The organism is Streptomyces sp. NPDC005794 (assembly GCF_042871445.1).
In the GTDB taxonomy this organism is placed as follows: domain Bacteria; phylum Actinomycetota; class Actinomycetes; order Streptomycetales; family Streptomycetaceae; genus Streptomyces.
The window spans coordinates 374,450-393,783 of the sequence record NZ_JBIAIN010000006.1 but is presented as its reverse complement, the minus strand read 5'-3'; the positions used below and the strand labels follow the sequence as shown (position 1 = coordinate 393,783).

The following is a 19,334-nucleotide window of genomic DNA, read 5'->3' as shown; positions in this document are numbered from 1 at the left end:
GATACGGTTCGGGGCGAAACATGTGATCGTCAGCCAGAGGCGATTCCCGTCGCGGGAAAGGCAGTCAAGCGAAATGACGAGTGAGTCACGTTCCGAGGTCAACGGCCCGCACCGGGGACGGTCCGAGCCCATCGCCGTGGTCGGCCTGTCCTGTCGACTGCCCGAAGCCTCCGGCCCGTCGGCCTTCTGGGAGCTGCTGCGCGAAGGCCGGGACGCCCTCTCCGACATGCCGGCCGACCGCTGGGAGTCGATCTCGGGCGACACGATCGACGGAATCCGCCGGGGCGGATTCATCGACGCCATCGCCGACTTCGACGCCTCCTTCTTCGGCATCTCGCCCCGCGAGGCCATCGTCATGGATCCGCAGCAGCGCCTCCTGCTGGAGCTCACTTGGGAAGCGCTGGAGGACGCGGGCATCGTCGCCTCGACACTGGAGTCCAGCGCGACCTCCGTGTTCGTCGGCACCGCTCGCGAGGACTACACCAGCCTGGTCCACCGGCAGGGCTCAGCGGCCATCACCCAGCACACCGTGACCGGCACGCACCGCGGCATCATCGCCAACCGGGTCTCCTACGCGCTCGGGCTGAACGGCCCCAGCCTCACCGTGGACACCTCCCAGTCCTCCTCCCTGGTCGCCGTCCACCTCGCGTGCGAGAGCCTGCGGAACGGCGAGTCCGACATGGCCCTCGCGGCGGGCGTGAACCTCAACATCCTCGCCGAAGGGATCCGCGGCGCCGAGCAGTTCGGCGGCCTCTCCCCCGACGGCCGCTCCTTCACCTTCGACGCCCGCGCGAACGGCTACGTACGCGGTGAGGGCGCGGGCGTGCTGGTCCTCAAGCCGCTCTCGCGGGCCCTCGCCGACGGCGACCGGGTCCACAGCCTGATCCTCGGCAGCGCCGTGAACAACGACGGCGCGACCCCCGGGCTCACCGTGCCCAGCGCCGCCGCGCAGGAGCGGGTGATCCGCCTGGCCCGGGAGCGGGCCGGGGTGGAGCCGGACGCGATCCAGTACGTCGAACTCCACGGCACGGGGACCCCGGTGGGCGACCCGATCGAGGCCGCCGCGCTCGGGGCGGCGCTCGGCACCCTCAAGGCGGACGGCGATCCGCTGCGGGTCGGGTCCGTCAAGACGAACATCGGGCATCTGGAAGGCGCCGCCGGCATCGTCGGCCTCATCAAGACGGTCTTGTCCATCCGCCATCGGATGCTCCCGGCGAGCCTCAACTTCGAGACGCCCAACCCGGACATCCCCCTCGGCGAGCTGAACCTCGCGGTCAACGAGCGGCTGAGCGCCTGGCCGCGCCCCGACCGCCCGCTCACCGCGGGCGTGAGCTCCTTCGGCATGGGCGGCAGCAACTGCCACGTCATCCTCACCGAGGCGCCGGACCGGCCCGCGGACCCGGCGGCGGACCCCACCGGCTCGCCGGCGCGACCCTCCGCCGCCCTGCCGGTGGTGGTCTCCGGGCGGACCCCGCAGGCGCTGGAAGCCCAGGCCGCCCGGCTGGCCGCCCACGTGGCGGCGGACGAGCACGTGACGCCGGCCGCCGCCGGCCGGTCGTCGGTCTCCACCCGGTCACTGTTCGCTCACCGCGCGGTGGTCCTGGCCGCCGACCGCGAGGAACTGCTCGCCGGGCTCGGAGCGCTGGCCGGGCGGCTGCCCGCCGCCGGCGTTGTCTCCGGCAGCGAGGTGGACGGCCGTCTGGGGATGGTCTTCACCGGTCAGGGCGTCCAGCGGGTGGGCATGGGAACGGAGCTGTACGCGGCCTTCCCGGCCTTCGCGGCCGCCTTCGACGAGGTGTGCGAGCACCTGGACCCGCTGCTGGAGCGCCCGCTCCGGGAGGTGATCGCCTCGGGCGAAGGCCTGGACCTGACCGGCTCCACCCAGCCCGCGCTGTTCGCCGTCGAGGTGGCGCTGTTCCGCCTGTACGAGTCCTGGGGAGTGCGCCCCGACTTCCTCGCCGGGCACTCCATCGGCGAGGTGGCGGCCGCCCATGTGGCCGGGGTGTTCACGCTGGCCAACGCGTGCGTCCTGGTGGCGGCCCGGGGCCGGCTGATGCAGGCACTTCCCGAGGGCGGCGCCATGGTCGCGGTCCAGGCGTCCGAGGCGGAGGTGCTGGCCGCCCTGTCCGGCCACGAGGCCGAGGTGTCCCTGGCCGCGGTGAACGGGCCCGCCGCCGTCGTGCTCTCCGGGGACGAGCCCGCGGTGCTGGAGATCACGGCCGGGCTGTGCGAGCGGGGGCACAAGACGAAGCGGCTCACGGTGAGCCACGCGTTCCACTCGGCCCACATGGACGGGATGCTCGACGCGTTCCGCCAGGCGTTGGCGCCGTTGTCCTTCCGCCCGCCGCACATCCCCGTCGTCTCCACCGTGACCGGTGCGGTGGCGACGGACGGCCTGCTGGAGTCCCCGGAGTACTGGGTCGAGCAGGTGCGCCGGCCCGTACGGTTCCTGGAGGCCGTGCGCACCCTGGAGGCCGAGGGCGTGCGCACCGTCGTCGAGCTGGGCCCCGACGGGGTGTGCTCGGCGATGGTGGCCGAGAGCGTGCTCGACCGGGACGCCGTCCACGCCGAGCCCGCCCTGCGCGCCGGCCGGCCGGAGGACCGTACGGCAGGCACGGCGCTCGCCCGGGCCTTCGTACGGGGTGCGGAGGTGGACTGGGACGCGGTGTTCGCGGGCACCGGGGCGCACCGGGTGGACCTGCCGACGTACGCCTTCCAGCGCGAGCGCTACTGGGTGACGGACCTGCCGGCTCCGGCCGTCGGCTCCTCCTCGGGGGCGCGTGCCACCACGGCCGGCGCTTCCGCGGCCGACGTGGCCGCCCGGCCCGCGACGGCCGGCGGCACGGCGGGCCGTACGGGAGGCGACCGCTCGGCGGCCGAACTGGTGACGGCACACGTCGCGGCCGTCCTCGGATACGGTCCCGACCGGTCCGTCGAGTCGGACCTCCCCTTCCGGGACCTCGGGTTCAGCTCCCTGATGACCGTGGAGCTGCGCACCGGCCTCGCCGAGGCCACCGGGCTGCGGCTGCCGTCCGGTCTGCTCTTCGACCACCCGACACCGGCGGCCCTGGCGGAGTTCATCGGCGCCGAACTCCAGGGCTCCGGCAGCAGGCCGGAGGAGGAACCCCTCCTGGCCGTCGGCTCCGACGAGCCGATCGCCATCGTCGGCATGGCCTGCCGTTACCCCGGCGGCGTCGCCTCGCCGGAGGACCTGTGGCGGCTCGTGGACGAGCACGGTGACGCGATCACCCCCTTCCCGACCGACCGGGGCTGGGACGAGGACCTCTACGACCCGGACCACGAGCGCTCCGGCAAGTCCTATCTGAGCGAGGGCGGCTTCCTGCACGACGCGGGCCGCTTCGAGCCCGGCTTCTTCGGCATATCGCCCCGTGAGGCACAGGCCATGGACCCCCAGCAGCGGCTGCTGCTGGAGACCGCGTGGGAGTCCCTGGAACACGCAGGTCTGGTGCCGCGCACGCTGCGCGGGACTCGTACGGGTGTCTTCGTCGGCGCGACGACCGGCGACTACGGGCCGCGGATGCAGGACGCTCCGGAGAGCGCCGAGGGACACCTGCTCACCGGGACCACCCCCAGCGTGATGTCCGGGCGCATCGCCTACCAGTTCGGCTTCACCGGCCCCGCGGTGACCGTGGACACCGCCTGCTCCTCCTCCCTGGTCGCCGTGCACATGGCGGTGCAGTCGCTGCGGCGCGGCGAGTCCGGTCTCGCTCTGGCGGGCGGGGCAACGGTCATGTCTTCACCGGGCATGTTCGTGGAGTTCTCCCGGCAGCAAGGGCTGTCGCCCGGCGGGCGGTGCAAGTCCTTCGCCGCCGGCGCCGACGGCACCGTCTGGTCGGAGGGCGTCGGCCTGCTGGTCCTGGAGCGGCTCTCCGAGGCACGCCGCAACGGGCACCGGGTCCTGGGCCTGGTCCGTGGGTCGGCCGTCAACCAGGACGGCGCCTCCAACGGCCTCAGCGCCCCGAACGGCCTGTCCCAGCAGCGGGTGATCCGGCAGGCGGTGGCCGACGCCGGTCTGACCGTCGCCGACGTGGACGTGGTGGAGGCGCACGGCACCGGTACGTCGCTGGGCGACCCGATCGAGGCCGAGGCGATCCTCGCCACGTACGGAAGTGACCGGGAGGGCCGGGAACCGGTGCTGCTCGGCTCGCTGAAGTCGAACATCGGCCACGCACAGGCCGCGGCCGGCGTCGGCGGGCTCATCAAGATGGTCGAGGCCATGCGGCACGGCGTCGTACCGGCCACCCTGCACGTGGACGAGCCGACCCCGCACGTGGACTGGTCGTCCGGCACCGTCGCGCTGGTGCGCGAGCACCGGCCATGGCCCCGCACCGGCGTGCCCCGGCGGGCCGGCATCTCCTCCTTCGGCATCAGCGGGACCAACGCGCACGTCGTCGTCGAGCAGCCCGACCCGGCGGACGCGCCGCCTCCCGCAAAGACGCACCCCGCGAAGTCGCACCCCGTGGAGACGGCCGCTACCGAGACCCCCGCCACCGAGTCGGCCGCCGTGGACGCGGCACGTGCCCCCTGGCTGCTCTCCGCCCCCGACGCCGACGGCCTGAAGGCCCAGGCGGCGCGCCTGCGGGAGTTCGTGACGGCCCGTCCGAAGCTGCGCCCCGAGGACGTGGGGCTCTCCCTCGCCGCCACCCGCACCCTCTTCACCCACCGGGCGGTCGTCCTCGGCGCGGACGGTGACGCCGGTTCCGGCACCGCGGGCCGCCTCGCCGCCCTCGACGCGCTCGCCGACGGCACCGCCTCACCGCAGGTGGTGCGCGGCTCGGCCGCGGACCCGGGCCGCACCGCCTTCCTCTTCACCGGCCAGGGTGCCCAGCGGGCCGGGATGGGACGCGAACTCCACGCGAAGTTCCCGGTGTTCGCCGAGGCCTTCGACGCCGTGTGCGCGGCGATCGACCCGCACCTGGACCGGTCGCTGCGCGAGCTGGTGTTCGCCGACGAGGACGACCCGGACGCGGCGCTGCTGCACCGGACGCGCTACACCCAGCCGGCCCTGTTCGCCGTGGAGGTGGCGCTGTTCCGGCTGGCCGAGCACCAGGGCCTGGCACCGGACCTCCTGGCCGGCCACTCGGTCGGTGAGCTGGCCGCGGCCCATGTGGCCGGAGTGCTCTCCCTCCCGGACGCCGCCGTGCTGGTGGCGGCCCGGGGCAGGCTCATGGAGGAGGCGCGCTCGGACGGTGCCATGGTCGCGATCCAGGCCGGCTCCGACGAGGTGGTCGCCACGTTCGGCGCCGACGCCGACGTCGTCTCCCTGGCGGCGGTCAACGGGCCGCGGTCCGTCGTCGTGGCCGGGGACGCGGCCGTGGTGGAGCGGATCGAACGGGAGTGGCGAGAGCGCGGTCACCGTGTCCGCAGGCTCCGGGTGAGCCACGCGTTCCACTCGCCGCACATGGACGGCATCCTGGAGGAGTTCCGTACGGTCGCGCGGTCCCTGACCTTCCACGCGCCCGCCGTCCCCGTGGTGTCGACGGTGACCGGAGCACCGGCCGAGCCGGAACTGCTGCGCTCGCCCGACTACTGGGTCGACCAGATCCGTGCCACGGTGCGGTTCCACGACACCGTGCGGTCCCTGCATGAGCAGGGGGCGACCCTCTTCGTGGAGCTCGGGCCGGACGCCATCCTCACCACCATGGCACGGGAAACGCTCGCCGACACCGGCGCCGACGCCGAGGACGCCACCACCTGTGTCGCCCTGGCCCGCGCCGGCCGGCCGGAGGCCGACACGTACACCGCGGCCCTCGCCGGGATCCAGGCCGCCGGTGCCGCCTTCGACCTGGCCGCCCTCTTCCCCGGCGCCGAGCGGATCGGCCTGCCGACGTACGCCTTCCGCGGAGCGCACTACTGGCTGACCCCCGGCGCCCGCGTGGACGTCCCCGGGCTGGGCCTCGACCCCTCCGGGCACCCGCTGCTCGGCGCCTCGGTCGATGTGGCGGGCGGCGACGGGGACACCGTCCTCACGGGCCGGCTCTCGCTGCGCACCCACCCCTGGCTGGCCGACCACGTCGTCGAGGGCAGCACCCTCCTGCCCGCCACCGCCTTCCTGGAACTGGCCTTCGCCGCCGGGGAACCGACGGGAGCCGACACCGTCGACGACCTGACCCTGGAGGCGCCGCTGGCGCTCACCGGGCGGGACTCCGTGCGCGTCCAGATCAGGGTCGCCGCCCCGGACGCCGACGGCGGCCGTTCCTTCACCATCCACTCCCGCCCGGTCACGGGCGCCGGTCAGCCGTGGACGCGGCACGGCACCGGGGTCCTTTCCACCACGGCGGCCCCGTCGCCGGGCGCCGAGCAGGGCCCCTGGCCGCCCGCCGGGGCGGTCGCGCTGCCGACCGAGGACGTGTACCAGGAGCTGCACGGCCTCGGATACTCCTACGGTCCGGCCTTCCAGGGGGTGCGGGCGGTGTGGCGCCTCGGTGACGAGCTGCTCGCCGAGGTCACGCTGCCCGAAGGACAACAGGAGCACTCCGGCCAGTACGGCGTGCACCCCGCGCTGCTCGACGCCGCGCTGCACCCGCTGCTGCCCGGAGCGGCGGACGGTGGCAGCCCGGCGGAGATCCGGCTGCCGTTCGCCTGGGATGGGGTCCGGCTGCACGCGGCCGGAGCGGCCGCGGCCCGGGTGCGGATCACCCCGGCCGGCCCGGACACCGTCTCCCTGGCCGTCACCGACCGGGCGGGGGAGCCCGTGGTGACCGTCGCCTCGCTCACCCTGCGACCGGTGGCCCGGGCGGCGTTCGCCGAGGCCGCCGTGGTCCGCGAACCGCTCTACGCCCTCGACTGGCCGGTGGTCGCCGCGGGTGAGGTCCCCGAGTGGACCCGCACGGAGCTGACCGGTCTCACCGGGCAGGATCCGGCGGCCGCCGACCCGGCCGACCTCATCGTGCTGACCCTCGCGGAGGTCTCGGGCGCCGTGCCCGGCACGGCCCGGACCACGACCGCGCGGGCGGCGGAATTCCTGCGGGAGTGGCTGGACGCAGAGCGGTTCGAGCGTTCCCGGCTGGTCCTGGTGACCAGCGGTGCCGTGGCGGCGGCCCCTGGGGAGGACGTGACCGACCTGATCCACGCCCCGCTGTGGGGGCTCGTACGCTCGGCCCAGACCGAACACCCGGGCCGGATCGTCCTGGTCGACCTCGACGGGCGCGGTGACGCGCACGCCCTGGTGGCCGGGGCCGTGGCCACCGGGGAACCGCAGATCGCCGTCCGCGACGGGGAGTTCCGCGCCCCGAGGCTGGCCCGGACCGCCACACGGACCGCACCGCCGGTCCGCTTCGCGGCCGAGGGTACGGTCCTGATCACCGGCGGCACCGGCGCGCTCGGGGCGATCCTGGCCCGGCATCTGATCACCGAGCACGGCGTACGACGTCTGCTCCTGCTCAGCCGCCGAGGACCCGACAGCCCCGGCGCCGGCACCCTCCGCCAGGAACTCACCGAACTCGGCGCCCACGTCGACCTCGTGGCCGCCGACGCCGCCGACCGCGACGCACTCGCCCGGGCACTCGCCACCATCCCCGACCAGCACCCGCTCAGCGCCGTCGTCCACACCGCCGGTACGACCGATGACGCCACGGTCATGTCGCTCACCCCGGAACAGCTGGACGGTGTCCTCCGGCCCAAGATCGACGGCGCCTGGAACCTCCACGAACTCACCCGCGACCACGACCTCACCGCCTTCGTCCTCTACTCCTCCGTCGCCGGCACCATCGGCACCCCCGGACAGGCCAACTACGCAGCGGGCAACACCTTCCTCGACGCACTCGCCCACCACCGCCACGCCCACGGCCTCCCCGCAGACTCCCTCGCCTGGGGACTGTGGGACGCCTCCACGGGCATGGGCTCCACCCTCTCCGGGGCGGACCTGGCCCGCTGGACCCGTACCGGCGTGCTCCCGCTCTCCGAGGAGCAGGGCCTGCGCATGTTCGATACGGCGCTGGGCGCGGACGCCCCGCTCACCGTCGCCGCCGCGCTGGACCCGGCGCGGGCCGCGGGCTCCGGCCTGCCGCCGGCCGTGTGGCGCGGCCTGGTCCGCACCCGCCGTACCGCCCGTACGGCAGCGGCGGCGGACGCCTCGGGCTGGGCGGCCCGGACGGCCGGGCTGCCCGAGGACGAACGCGGGCCCGCCGTGCTCCAGCTCGTCCGCGACTGCGTTGCCTCGGCGCTGGGCCACACCTCCGGTGAACAGGTCGACGTCACCAAGGCGTTCAAGGAGCAGGGCTTCGACTCCCTCACCGCCGTCGAGCTGCGCAACCAGCTCGGCACCGCCACCGGACTGCGGCTGCCCTCCACCGTTGTCTTCGACCACCCCAATCCCACCGCCCTGGTCACCTACCTCCTGGGCCTGGTCCCAGGGCAGGACCAGGCAGGGGCCACGACCCCGGTCAGGGCCACGAACGCACGCCGGGGCAAGCGCTCCGGCACGGCCGACGAGCCGCTGGCGATCGTGGGCATGGCCTGCCGGTACCCGGGAGGGGTCCGGTCGCCGGAGGACCTGTGGCACCTGGTCACCTCGGGCACCGACGCGATCAGCGGCTTTCCGACCAACCGCGGCTGGGACCTGGAGCGGCTCTTCGACCAGGACCCGGAGCACACCGGCACCTCGTACGTGCGGGAGGGCGGGTTCCTGCACGATGCCGACCTCTTCGACCGTGACTTCTTCGGCATATCACCGCGCGAGGCCACCGCCATGGACCCCCAGCAGCGGCTGCTGCTGGAGACCGCCTGGGAGACCTTCGAGAGCGCGGCGATCGACGCGACCTCGCTGCGCGGCACCAACACCAGTGTCTTCGTCGGCTCCATGTACGACGACTACGCCTCCCGACTGGCCTCCGTACCATCCGAGTTCGAGGGCTTCCTGCTCGTCGGCAACACATCCAGTGTGATATCGGGCCGGCTGGCGTACACCTTCGGGCTCGAAGGCCCGGCGGTCACCGTCGACACCGCCTGCTCCTCCTCCCTGGTCGCCCTCCACCTGGCGGCCCAGGCCCTGCGCTCGGGTGAGTCCGATCTGGCGCTGGCCGGTGGTGTCACCGTGATGGCGGGCCCGGGGTCGTTCGTCGAGTTCAGCCGACAGCGGGCCCTGTCGACCGACGGCCGCTGCCGGTCCTTCGCCGCCGATGCCTCCGGCACCGCGTGGAGCGAGGGGGTCGGGCTGCTGCTGGTGGAACGGCTCTCCGACGCCCGCCGCAACGGCCACCAGGTCCTCGCGGTGCTGCGCGGCTCGGCCGTCAACCAGGACGGGGCGAGCAACGGGCTCACCGCGCCCAACGGCCCCGCCCAGGAACGGGTCATCCGCCAGGCCCTCGCCGACGCCGGCCTCACCCCCGCCGACGTCGACGCCGTCGAGGCCCACGGCACCGGCACCACCCTCGGCGACCCCATCGAAGCCCGCGCCCTCCTCGCCACCTACGGCAAGGAACGGCCCGAAGGAAAGCCGCTGCTGCTCGGGTCGTTGAAGTCCAACATCGGCCACGCCCAGGCCGCGGCGGGCGTCGGCGGCATCATCAAGATGGTCCACGCCCTCAACCACGCCCACCTCCCGCGCACCCTCCACGCCGACAACCCCACCTCGCACATCGACTGGGACACCGGCACCCTCGAACTCCTCACCCAGCCCCGCGACTGGCCCGAGAACGACCACCCCCGCCGCGCCGCCGTCTCCTCCTTCGGAATCAGCGGCACCAACGCCCACGTCATCCTCGAACAGGCACCCCCCGTCGAGGAGGAGGCCGGGAGCGCCCCGGACGGGCCCCGCCCGGAGACCGGTACGACGGTTCCCTGGCTGCTCTCGGCGAAGTCCGGGGACGCACTGCGCGCTCAGGCGGACCGGCTGAGGCAGTTCGTGACCTCGAACCCCGAACTCCTGCCGTCCGACCTCGGCTTCTCCCTCGCCACCGGCCGGATCCGGCACGAGCACCGGGCGGCCGTCGTCGGAGCGAACCGCGAGGAGCTGCTGCGCGGCCTGGCCGCGCTGGCCGGGGGCGAGGACGCCGTCGGCGTGGTGCGCGTCGAGGGTGGCCGACGAGGCAGGACCGCCTTCCTCTTCACCGGTCAGGGCAGCCAACGGGTCGGCATGGGGAGTGAGTTGTACGTCTCTTTCCCGGTCTTCGCGGCCGCCTTCGACAAGGTGGACGGGCACTTCGACCTTCCGCTGAAGGACATGGTGTTCGGCGGCGGTGACGAACTGAACCGGACCGCTCTCGCCCAGCCCGCCCTGTTCGCGCTGGAAGTGGCCCTGTTCCGGCTCGTGGAGTCCTGGGGTGTCACCCCTGACCTGCTGATGGGCCACTCCATCGGTGAGTTCGCCGCCGCCCACGTCTCGGGTGTGCTGTCCCTCGCCGATGCCTGCACCCTGGTGGCCGCCCGCGGCCGGCTGATGGACGCGCTGCCGCCGGGCGGGGCGATGCTGGCGGTGGAGGCCGCCGAGGACGAGACCGACCTGCCGGGCGAGGTGAGCCTGGCCGCCGTCAACGGCCCCCGGTCGGTGGTGGTCTCCGGCGACGAGGAGGCCGTGGCCGCGCTGGAGGCGCGGTGGCGCTCCGAGGGCCGCAAGGTCAAGCGGCTCGTCGTCTCGCACGCCTTCCACTCCCACCTCATGGACGGGATGCTCGACGCGTTCGCCCGGGTGGCGGAAGGGGTGACCTTCCACCCGCCGAAGGTGCCCATCGTCTCCACCGTCACCGGTTCGCTGATCGACGACGAGGCCCTGTGCACCCCCGACTACTGGGTGGCGCAGATCCGGCAGGCCGTCCGCTTCGCCGACGGCGTCCGCACGATGGAGTCCGAAGGTGTCACCGAATACCTGGAGCTGGGCCCCGACGGTGTCCTCTCCGCGCTGGTGGAGCGGTGCCTGACGGCTCCGGCCGGATCGGTGGCCGCACTGCTGCGGGCCGGCCTGCCCGAGCCGCGGACCGTCGTATCGGCCCTGGCCCTGTCCGCGCTGCGGGGAGCCCGCACCGACTGGAGCGCCGTCCTCCCCGGCGCCCGCCGCACCCCGCTCCCCTCGTACGCCTTCCAGCGGCAGCGTTACTGGCTCACGGCCGGGGACACGAAGGGCGAGGCCGCGGACTTCGGCCTCGACTCCGCCGGACACCCGCTGCTCGGCGCGGCGGTCGACGTGGCGGGCGGCGAGCTCGTCGTGCTCACCGGCCGGGTCTCCCTGCGCACCCACCCGTACCTCGCCGACCACGCCGTCATGGACAGGGTCCTGCTGCCCGGAACGGCCTTCGTGGACCTGGCCCTGACGGCCGCCCGGCGGGTCGGTCTCTCCCTGCTCGACGAACTCACCCTCACCGCCCCGCTGGTGCTCGGTCCGGACGACGAGGTGCAGCTGCAGATCACCGTCGGCGCCCCCGACGAGAGCGGCCGCCGCCCGGTCTCCGTCCACTCCCGGCGAGCCGGCTCCCGGGCCGAGGGCGACGAGCACTGGACCCAGCACGCCGAGGGCGTGATCAGTCCGGCCGGGCCCGCCTCCCCCGCCGACGGGGACACCCGTCCGCCGGGCGGCGTGCACGAGATCGACCTCACCGACGTGTACGACCGGCTCGCCGGGCAGGACTACCGGTACGGCCCCGCCTTCCAGAACCTGCGGCGGCTCTCCCGCCTCGGGGACGACCTGTACGCCGAGGTCACCTCGGGCGGTGAACACCCGGCGGGCGGAGCGGGCTTCACGCTCCACCCGGCGCTCCTGGACGCGGTACTGCACGCGCTGCTCCCCGGCGTCGCGGGCGTGGCCGACCGGCCCATGGTGCCCTTCTCCTGGTCCGGTGTCAGCGTGCCGACGGCTCCCGTCGACGCGCTCCGGGCCCGGCTGACCCTGCGCAAGTCCGACGACACGGCCGTCGCGGTCGGCCTCACCCTGACCGACGGGGCCGGGCTGCCCGTGGCCACGGTCGACGAGCTGCTCCTGCGTCCGCTATCGCCCGAGGACCTGCCGGTGGCGGGCGACCGGGCCGCCGAGGGTCTGTTCGGGCTGAGCTGGGAACCCGTACCGCTCGACCTGACGGCAGGGACGGACGAGGGCCGGGTCGTGCTCCGCCGGACGCTCGACCTGTCCGGAGCCCGTACGCACGCCGATCTGGCGGCTCTGCGCCGTGCTGTGGACGACGGGGAGCTCACGCCCTCGGCCGTGCTGCTGCCGCTGGAGCCGCCCGCCGGCACCGACGGCCTCGCGGCCCGGGCCCGGGCCGCCCTGGCCGGTGTCCTCGCCACCGTGCGGGAGTGGCTGGCCGACGAACGGTTCGGCGACACGCGCCTGGTCGTGGTGACCCGGGGCGCCGTCGCCCCGGACGGGGAGGACGCCACCGACCTGGTCCTGGCCGGTGTCTGGGGCCTGCTCCGGTCGGCCCAGGCCGAGCAGCCGGGGCGGATCGTGCTGGTCGACACCGACGAGAACCCGCTCAGCCGGGACGTCCTGGCCTCCGCCCTGCGTACCGACGAGCCCCAGCTGCTGCTGCGGGCCGGCGAGGCGTTCGTACCGCGCCTCACCCCCGCCGACCCTCCCGCCTCGGGCCTGGCCGGCCCCGACTGGGGACGCGGTACGGTCCTGATCACCGGCGGCACCGGCGCGCTCGGGGCGATCCTGGCCCGGCATCTGATCACCGAGCACGGCGTACGACGTCTGCTCCTGCTCAGCCGCCGAGGACCCGACAGCCCCGGCGCCGACACCCTCCGCCAGGAACTCACCGAACTCGGCGCCCACGTCGACCTCGTGGCCGCCGACGCCGCCGACCGCGACGCCCTCGCCCGGGCACTCGCCACCATCCCCGACCAGCACCCGCTCAGCGCCGTCGTCCACACCGCCGGTACGACGGATGACGCCACGGTCATGACGCTCACCCCGGAACAGCTGGACGGTGTCCTCCGGCCCAAGATCGACGGCGCCTGGAACCTCCACGAACTCACCCGCGACCACGACCTCACCGCCTTCGTCCTCTACTCCTCCGTCGCCGGCACCATCGGCACCCCCGGACAGGCCAACTACGCAGCGGGCAACACCTTCCTCGACGCACTCGCCCACCACCGCCACGCCCACGGCCTCCCCGCAGACTCCCTCGCCTGGGGACTGTGGTCCGACACCAGCACCCTGAGCTCCCACCTGTCGGACGCAGATGTCCAGCGCCTGGCCCGGCTCGGGCTGAAGCCGCTGAGCTCGGCGGAGGGCACCGCGCTCCTCGACGCGGCGCTGCGCCTGGACCGTCCCGTACACACCCTCACCCGGATCGACAGGGCGGCGCTGCGCACCGCGCAGCAGCTCCCCGCCGTCCTGCGCGCTCTGGCACCGGCCGCCGCGCCGGTCCGGAGCCAGGCACCGCTCACCGAGCGGCTGGCCCAACTGCCGCCCGCCGAACAGGAAGCGCTCGTCGCCGACCTGGTCCGGGCCAAGACCGCGGCCGTACTGGGCCATGCCGACCAGTCGGCGGTCGCCGCCACCCGGGCCTTCAACGAGCTGGGGTTCGACTCGCTCACCGCCGTCGAGCTGCGCAACCAGCTCGGCACCGCCACCGGACTGAGGCTGCCCTCCACCGTTGTCTTCGACCACCCCAATCCCACCGCCCTGGCCGCCTACCTGCTGGACGAGCTCGCCCCGGCGGCCGGGCCCGCGACCCCGTCGGCGGCCACGTCGGTCCTCGCCGAACTCGACCGGCTGGTCGGCGCTCTGCCGGGCGCGCTGTCCGACGCCGACGCCCAGGGCCGCATCGCCGCGCGGCTCAGGGAACTTCTCGACCTGGCGGACCCGGTGGCCGGCACCGAGGACCTGGAAGGCGCGACCGACCAGGAACTCTTCGCTCTCGTCGACGAACTCGACTGAGAAGAGGTGGGCCGGGCCCCCGCACGCCGGGCCCACCTCGCCGAACGCGCCGTCCCCTTCCGCACACGAATCTGGAGCTGAGAGACGTGACCGCCGAAAACCAACTCCGCGACTACCTCAAGCGCGCCACGGCCGACGCGCGCGCCTCTCGTAAGAGACTGCGCGAGGTCGAGGAGAGACAGCAGGAGCCGATCGCGATCATCGGCATGGCCTGCCGCTACCCCGGTGGCGTGCGTAGTCCGGAGGACCTGTGGCGGATCGTCGCCGACGGGGTCGACGCGGTCTCCTCCTTCCCCGAGCACCGCGGGTGGGCGGAGGACCTCTACGACCCCGATCCCGAGGCGGTGGGGCGCTCGTACACCCGCCAGGGCGGATTCCTGCACGACGCCGATCTCTTCGACCCCGAGTTCTTCGGGATGTCGCCGAGGGAGGCGCTGGCCACCGACCCGCAGCAGCGACTGCTGCTGGAGACCACGTGGGAGGCCTTCGAGCGGGCCCGGATCGTCCCGGACTCGGTACGGGGCAGCCGTACGGGCGTGTTCGTCGGGGCGATGTACAACGACTACGGCTCCCGGCCCCACCTGCCGCCGCAGGAGTTCGAGGGCTATCTGTACAGCGGCAGCGCGGGCAGTGTCGCCTCGGGCCGGCTGGCGTACACCTTCGGGCTCGAAGGCCCGGCGGTCACCGTCGACACGGCCTGCTCCTCCTCCCTGGTCGCCCTCCACCTGGCGGCCCAGTCCCTGCGGCGCGGCGAGTGCGACCTGGCCCTGGCCGGCGGAGTGACGGTGCTGGCCACGCCGATGCCGTTCGTCGAGTTCTCCCGGCTGCGCGGTCTGTCGCCCGACGGCCGCTGCAAGTCCTTCGCCGAGGAGGCCGACGGCACCGGCTGGGCCGAGGGCGTGGGACTGCTGCTGGTGGCCCGGCTCTCCGACGCGCTGCGCGACGGCCGCCGGATCCTCGCCGTGGTCAAGGGTTCGGCGATCAACCAGGACGGGGCGAGCAACGGGCTCACCGCGCCCAACGGCCCCGCCCAGGAACGGGTCATCCGCCAGGCCCTCGCCGACGCCGGCCTCACCCCCGCCGACGTCGACGCCGTCGAGGCCCACGGCACCGGCACCACCCTCGGCGACCCCATCGAAGCCCGCGCCCTCCTCGCCACCTACGGCAAGGAACGGCCCGAAGGAAAGCCGCTGCTGCTCGGGTCGTTGAAGTCCAACATCGGCCACGCCCAGGCCGCGGCGGGCGTCGGCGGCATCATCAAGATGGTCCACGCCCTCAACCACGCCCATCTCCCGCGCACCCTCCACGCCGACAACCCCACCTCGCACATCGACTGGGACACCGGCACCCTCGAACTCCTCACCCAGCCCCGCGACTGGCCCGAGAACGACCACCCCCGCCGCGCCGCCGTCTCCTCCTTCGGGTTCAGCGGCACCAACGCCCACGTCATCCTCGAACAGGCACCCCCTGTCGAGGAGGAGGCCGGGAGCGCCCCGGACGGGCCGCCGCTGCCCGTGCCGGTGGTGCTTTCCGGCCGGGACGGACAGGCCCTGGCCGACCAGGCCCGGCTGCTGCTCGACCGGCTGGCGGAGGGCACCGACCCGGTGGCGGACATCGCGCACGCCCTGGTCACCACCCGGGCGACGCTGGACCACCGGGCCGTGGTGACCGGCACCGGCCCGGCCGAACTCGGTGAAGCCCTGACCGCCCTCGCCGAGGGTTCGACGGCCCCGAACCTGGTCCGCGGCGTCCGGCGGACCGAGTCCCGCAGCGCCTTCGTCTTCCCGGGCCAGGGCTCCCAGTGGGAGGGTATGGCCGCCGAACTGCTCGACAACTCACCGGTGTTCGCCACCAGACTGGCCGACTGCGCGGCGGCGCTGGCGCCCTTCACCGACTGGGACCTCGTCGAGACCCTGCGGACGGGCGCGCCGCTGGAGCGGGTGGAGGTCGTCCAGCCCGCGCTCTGGGCGGTCATGGTGTCGCTGGCCGAGGTGTGGCGCTCCCACGGCGTGCGGCCCGCCGCGGTCATCGGGCACTCCCAGGGCGAGATCGCCGCCGCCTGCGTGGCCGGGGCGCTCTCGCTGGCGGACGGAGCCCGCATCGTGGCGCTGCGCAGCCGGGCCATCGCCGAGGACCTCTCGAGGCGCGGCGGCGGCATGATGTCGGTGGGCCTGCCCGAGGGCCAGGTGCGCGAGCTCATCGCCGGCTACGGCTCCAGGGTGTCGGTGGCCGCCGTCAACGGGGCCGCCTCCGTGGTGCTCTCGGGCGACGGCGACGCGCTGGACGAGGTGCGGGAGACGGTCCAGGCCTCCGGCGACCGCGCCAAGCGGCTCCCGGTGGACTACGCCTCGCACGGCGCCCATGTCGAGGTGCTCCGCGAGCGGCTGCTCACCGATCTTGCGGGGATCGAGGCCCGGCCCTCCGAGGTGCCGTTCTACTCCACCGTCACCGGCGGCCTGTTCGACACGACCGGGCTCGACGCCACGTACTGGTACACCAACCTGCGCCAGAGCGTGCTGTTCGAACCGACCACCCGCACCTTGCTGGGCGACGGCCACGGGGTGTTCGTCGAGTGCAGCCCGCACCCCGTGCTGCTGCACAGCATCGAGGAGACCGCCGACGCCTCCGGGGTCACGGTCACCGGCCTCAGCTCGCTGCGCCGCGGCGACGGCGGGCCCGAGCGCGTCCTGACCTCCCTGGGCGAGGCGTTCGTCGCCGGTGTCCCGGTCGACTGGACGCCCTGGTTCGCCGGGCAGGGCGTACGTCAGGCCGAGTTGCCGACGTACCCCTTCCAGCGGGAGCGGTACTGGCTGGAGCCATCGGCGAGCGCCCTCCGGGCCGCCGGATCCGGCGCCGGCGGTCCACAGCATTCGCTGCTCGGTGCCGCGCTGGCCGTGGCGGGCAGCGACGAGTTCCTGTTCGCCGCCGGGATATCGCTGGGAACCCACCCCTGGCTGGCCGGGCACACCCTCGCGGGCAGTGCGGTCCTCTCCGCGCCCGCGCTGGTCGAGGCCGTGCTCGCGGCGGGCTCCGTGGCGGACGCTCCGGTCCTGCGGGAGCTGACCGTACGGGCCCACCTCGCCGTCCCCGAGGCCGGCGAGCTGCCCCTCCAGGTGCGGGTCGGTGCTCCGGACGGTGAGGGTCACCGGCCGGTGACCGTGCACGCCCGGGCCGAGGCCGATTCCGTCGTCTGGACGGAGCTGGCCACCGGGACCCTGACCGGCGCGGAGGACCCGGCCGCCGCTCCGGAGTCGGTGCCCGCCGCCGAGACCGTGGACGTACGGCTTCCGGAGGAGTACGCGCCGGAGGCCGGCGCCTTCGGCCTGCACCCGGAGCTGCTCCGGGCCGCCCTGGCCGCGGCCCCGGACTCCGCGGCCGGAGCGACGCTCGTCGACGCCGAATGGCGCGGGGTACGCCTGTACGCCCCCGGCGCCACGGCGGTGCGGGCCCGCTTCCTGACAGCGGCCGAGGGGACCCTCTCCCTGCTACTGACGGACCAGGACGGAAGGCCCGTCGCGACCGTGGAGTCGGTGCTGCGGCGTGCCCCTCGTCCCGCCGAACTCGTGGGCGGACCTGGCCCGCTGCGCGCCCTCCATCACGTCACCTGGACGCCGTCCGGGCTGCGTGCCCCCGCCCGGCCGGTGGCCTGGGCGGTGCTGGGGGCCGGCGGAGGCGCGGCGCAGGACGTGCCGCACCACGAGGACCTGGCCGCCGTCGGCCGGGCCGTCGGTTCCGGGACGTCCGTACCGCTCCTGCTCACCCGGCTGCGGCCCGCCGAGGACACCGACACCCTCGCGGGCCTCCACCAGGAGACCGGTTCGGCCCTGTCCCTGCTCCAGGGCTGGCTGGCCGATGAACGCCTCGCGGACACCAGGCTGGTGATCGTCACCGATGGTTCCGTGCACGCGGCCGAAGGGGACCGGCTCCGGCCCGGCGCGGCGGCCGTCCGGGGGCTGGTCCACTCGGCGCAGTCGGAGAACCCGGGCCGGATCGTGCTCGTGGACGCCGACACCGAGGAGGTCGCGCCGGAGCTGCTGTCCGCTCTCCTCGCCTCCGACGAACCGCAGGCCGCCGTCCGGGACGGTCGGCTCCTGCTGCCCCGGTTGGCCCGCGTGCCCGCCCCCGCCGGAGACACCGAGCCGGCCCCGCCCTGGCGGCCGGACGGCACCGTCCTGGTCACCGGCGGCACCGGCGCACGCGGTTCGGCGGTCGCCCGCCACCTGGTCACCGAACACGGGGTCGGCCACCTCCTGCTGACCGGGCGCCGCGGTGAGGAGGCCCCTGGGGCCGACCGGCTGCGCGCCGAACTGACCGCGCTCGGCGCCTCGGTGCGGATCGCCGCCTGCGACGTCGCCGACCGGGACGCGCTCGCGTCGCTGCTCGCCGAGGTCCCCGCCGACCACCCGCTGACCGGTGTAGTGCACACGGCGGGAGTCCTGGACAACGACCTGCTGCCCGCCCTGACCGGCGACCGGCTGGACGCGGTCCTGCGGCCCAAGGGGGACGCGGCCTGGCACCTGCACGAGCTGACCCAGGACGCCGGTCTCTCCGCCTTCGTGCTGTTCTCCTCGGTCGTCGGCGTGTTCGGCGGCCCCGGACAGGCGAACTACGCCGCGGCCACAGCGTTCCTGGACGGCCTCGCACACCACCGCAGAGCGCTCGGCCTGCCCGCCACCTCGCTGGCGTGGGGGTTGTGGGAGGTGGAGGGCGGGATCAACGCCGGCCTGACCGCGGCGGACCGGACCCGCTTCGTCCGTGAGGGGTTCCTCCCGGTCGGTACGGAGGAGGCGCTGGCCCTCTTCGACGCTGCCCTCCCGCTGGAACCGCCCGCCGTGACCGCGACCCCGTTCGACCTGGCGGCGCTGCGGGCCGGTACGCGGGTCCCGCCGCTGCTGCGGTCCCTCGTACCGGCGTCGGGCCGCCGCGCGGCGAGCACCGACGGAGCCTCCTTCGCCCAGCGGCTCGCGGAGCTGTCCGACACCGACCGGCGCACGTACATGCTCGACCTGGTGCGCGGCGAGGTGGCCGGAGTCCTCGGCTTCCGCGACGCGGGCGCGGTCGACGCGGGCCGTGCCTTCCAGGAGCTCGGCTTCGACTCGCTCACCGCGGTCGAGCTGCGCAACCGGCTGGGCGCGGCGGCGGGCGTCCGGCTGCCGGCGACGGTGGTCTTCGACCATCCGACGCCGACGGCGCTCGCCGGGTTCCTGCTGGCGAAGGCCGCGCCCGACAGCGCCACCGAACGGCGCGAGCCGGCGCTGGCCGAGCTGGACCGGCTGGAGGAGATCCTCGCGACCGTGGCGGACGACGAGGGGCGCGCCACGGTCACGGTCCGCCTCCAGACGATCCTGGCGCGCTGGATGGAGGCGTGGGGAACGCCCGCCGGGTCCGAGCCCGTGTCCTCACTCGAGTCGGCCTCGACCGACGAACTCCTCGACTTCATCGACAACGAGCTCGGCCGGGCCGGCGGCTGACCCCCGCCGAGTCCCGTAACCGCGAATTC

General features: G+C 74.5%; 2 protein-coding genes. Both read left to right on the top strand.

Annotated features, from left to right (window positions below; genetic code table 11):
• Nucleotides 1-73 precede the first annotated feature (73 nt).
• Nucleotides 74-13,834: a type I polyketide synthase gene (locus ACFYQ5_RS12825; RefSeq protein WP_389196873.1), complete on the top strand. Its 13,761-nt coding sequence runs from the start codon at nt 74-76 to the stop codon at nt 13,832-13,834.
• Complete coding sequence (locus ACFYQ5_RS12820; protein ID WP_389196915.1) at nt 13,831-19,305, top strand: SDR family NAD(P)-dependent oxidoreductase; 5,475 nt, start codon at nt 13,831-13,833, stop codon at nt 19,303-19,305. The genes ACFYQ5_RS12825 and ACFYQ5_RS12820 overlap by 4 nt, the downstream gene beginning before the upstream one ends.
• The last annotated feature ends 29 nt before the right edge of the window (nt 19,306-19,334 follow it).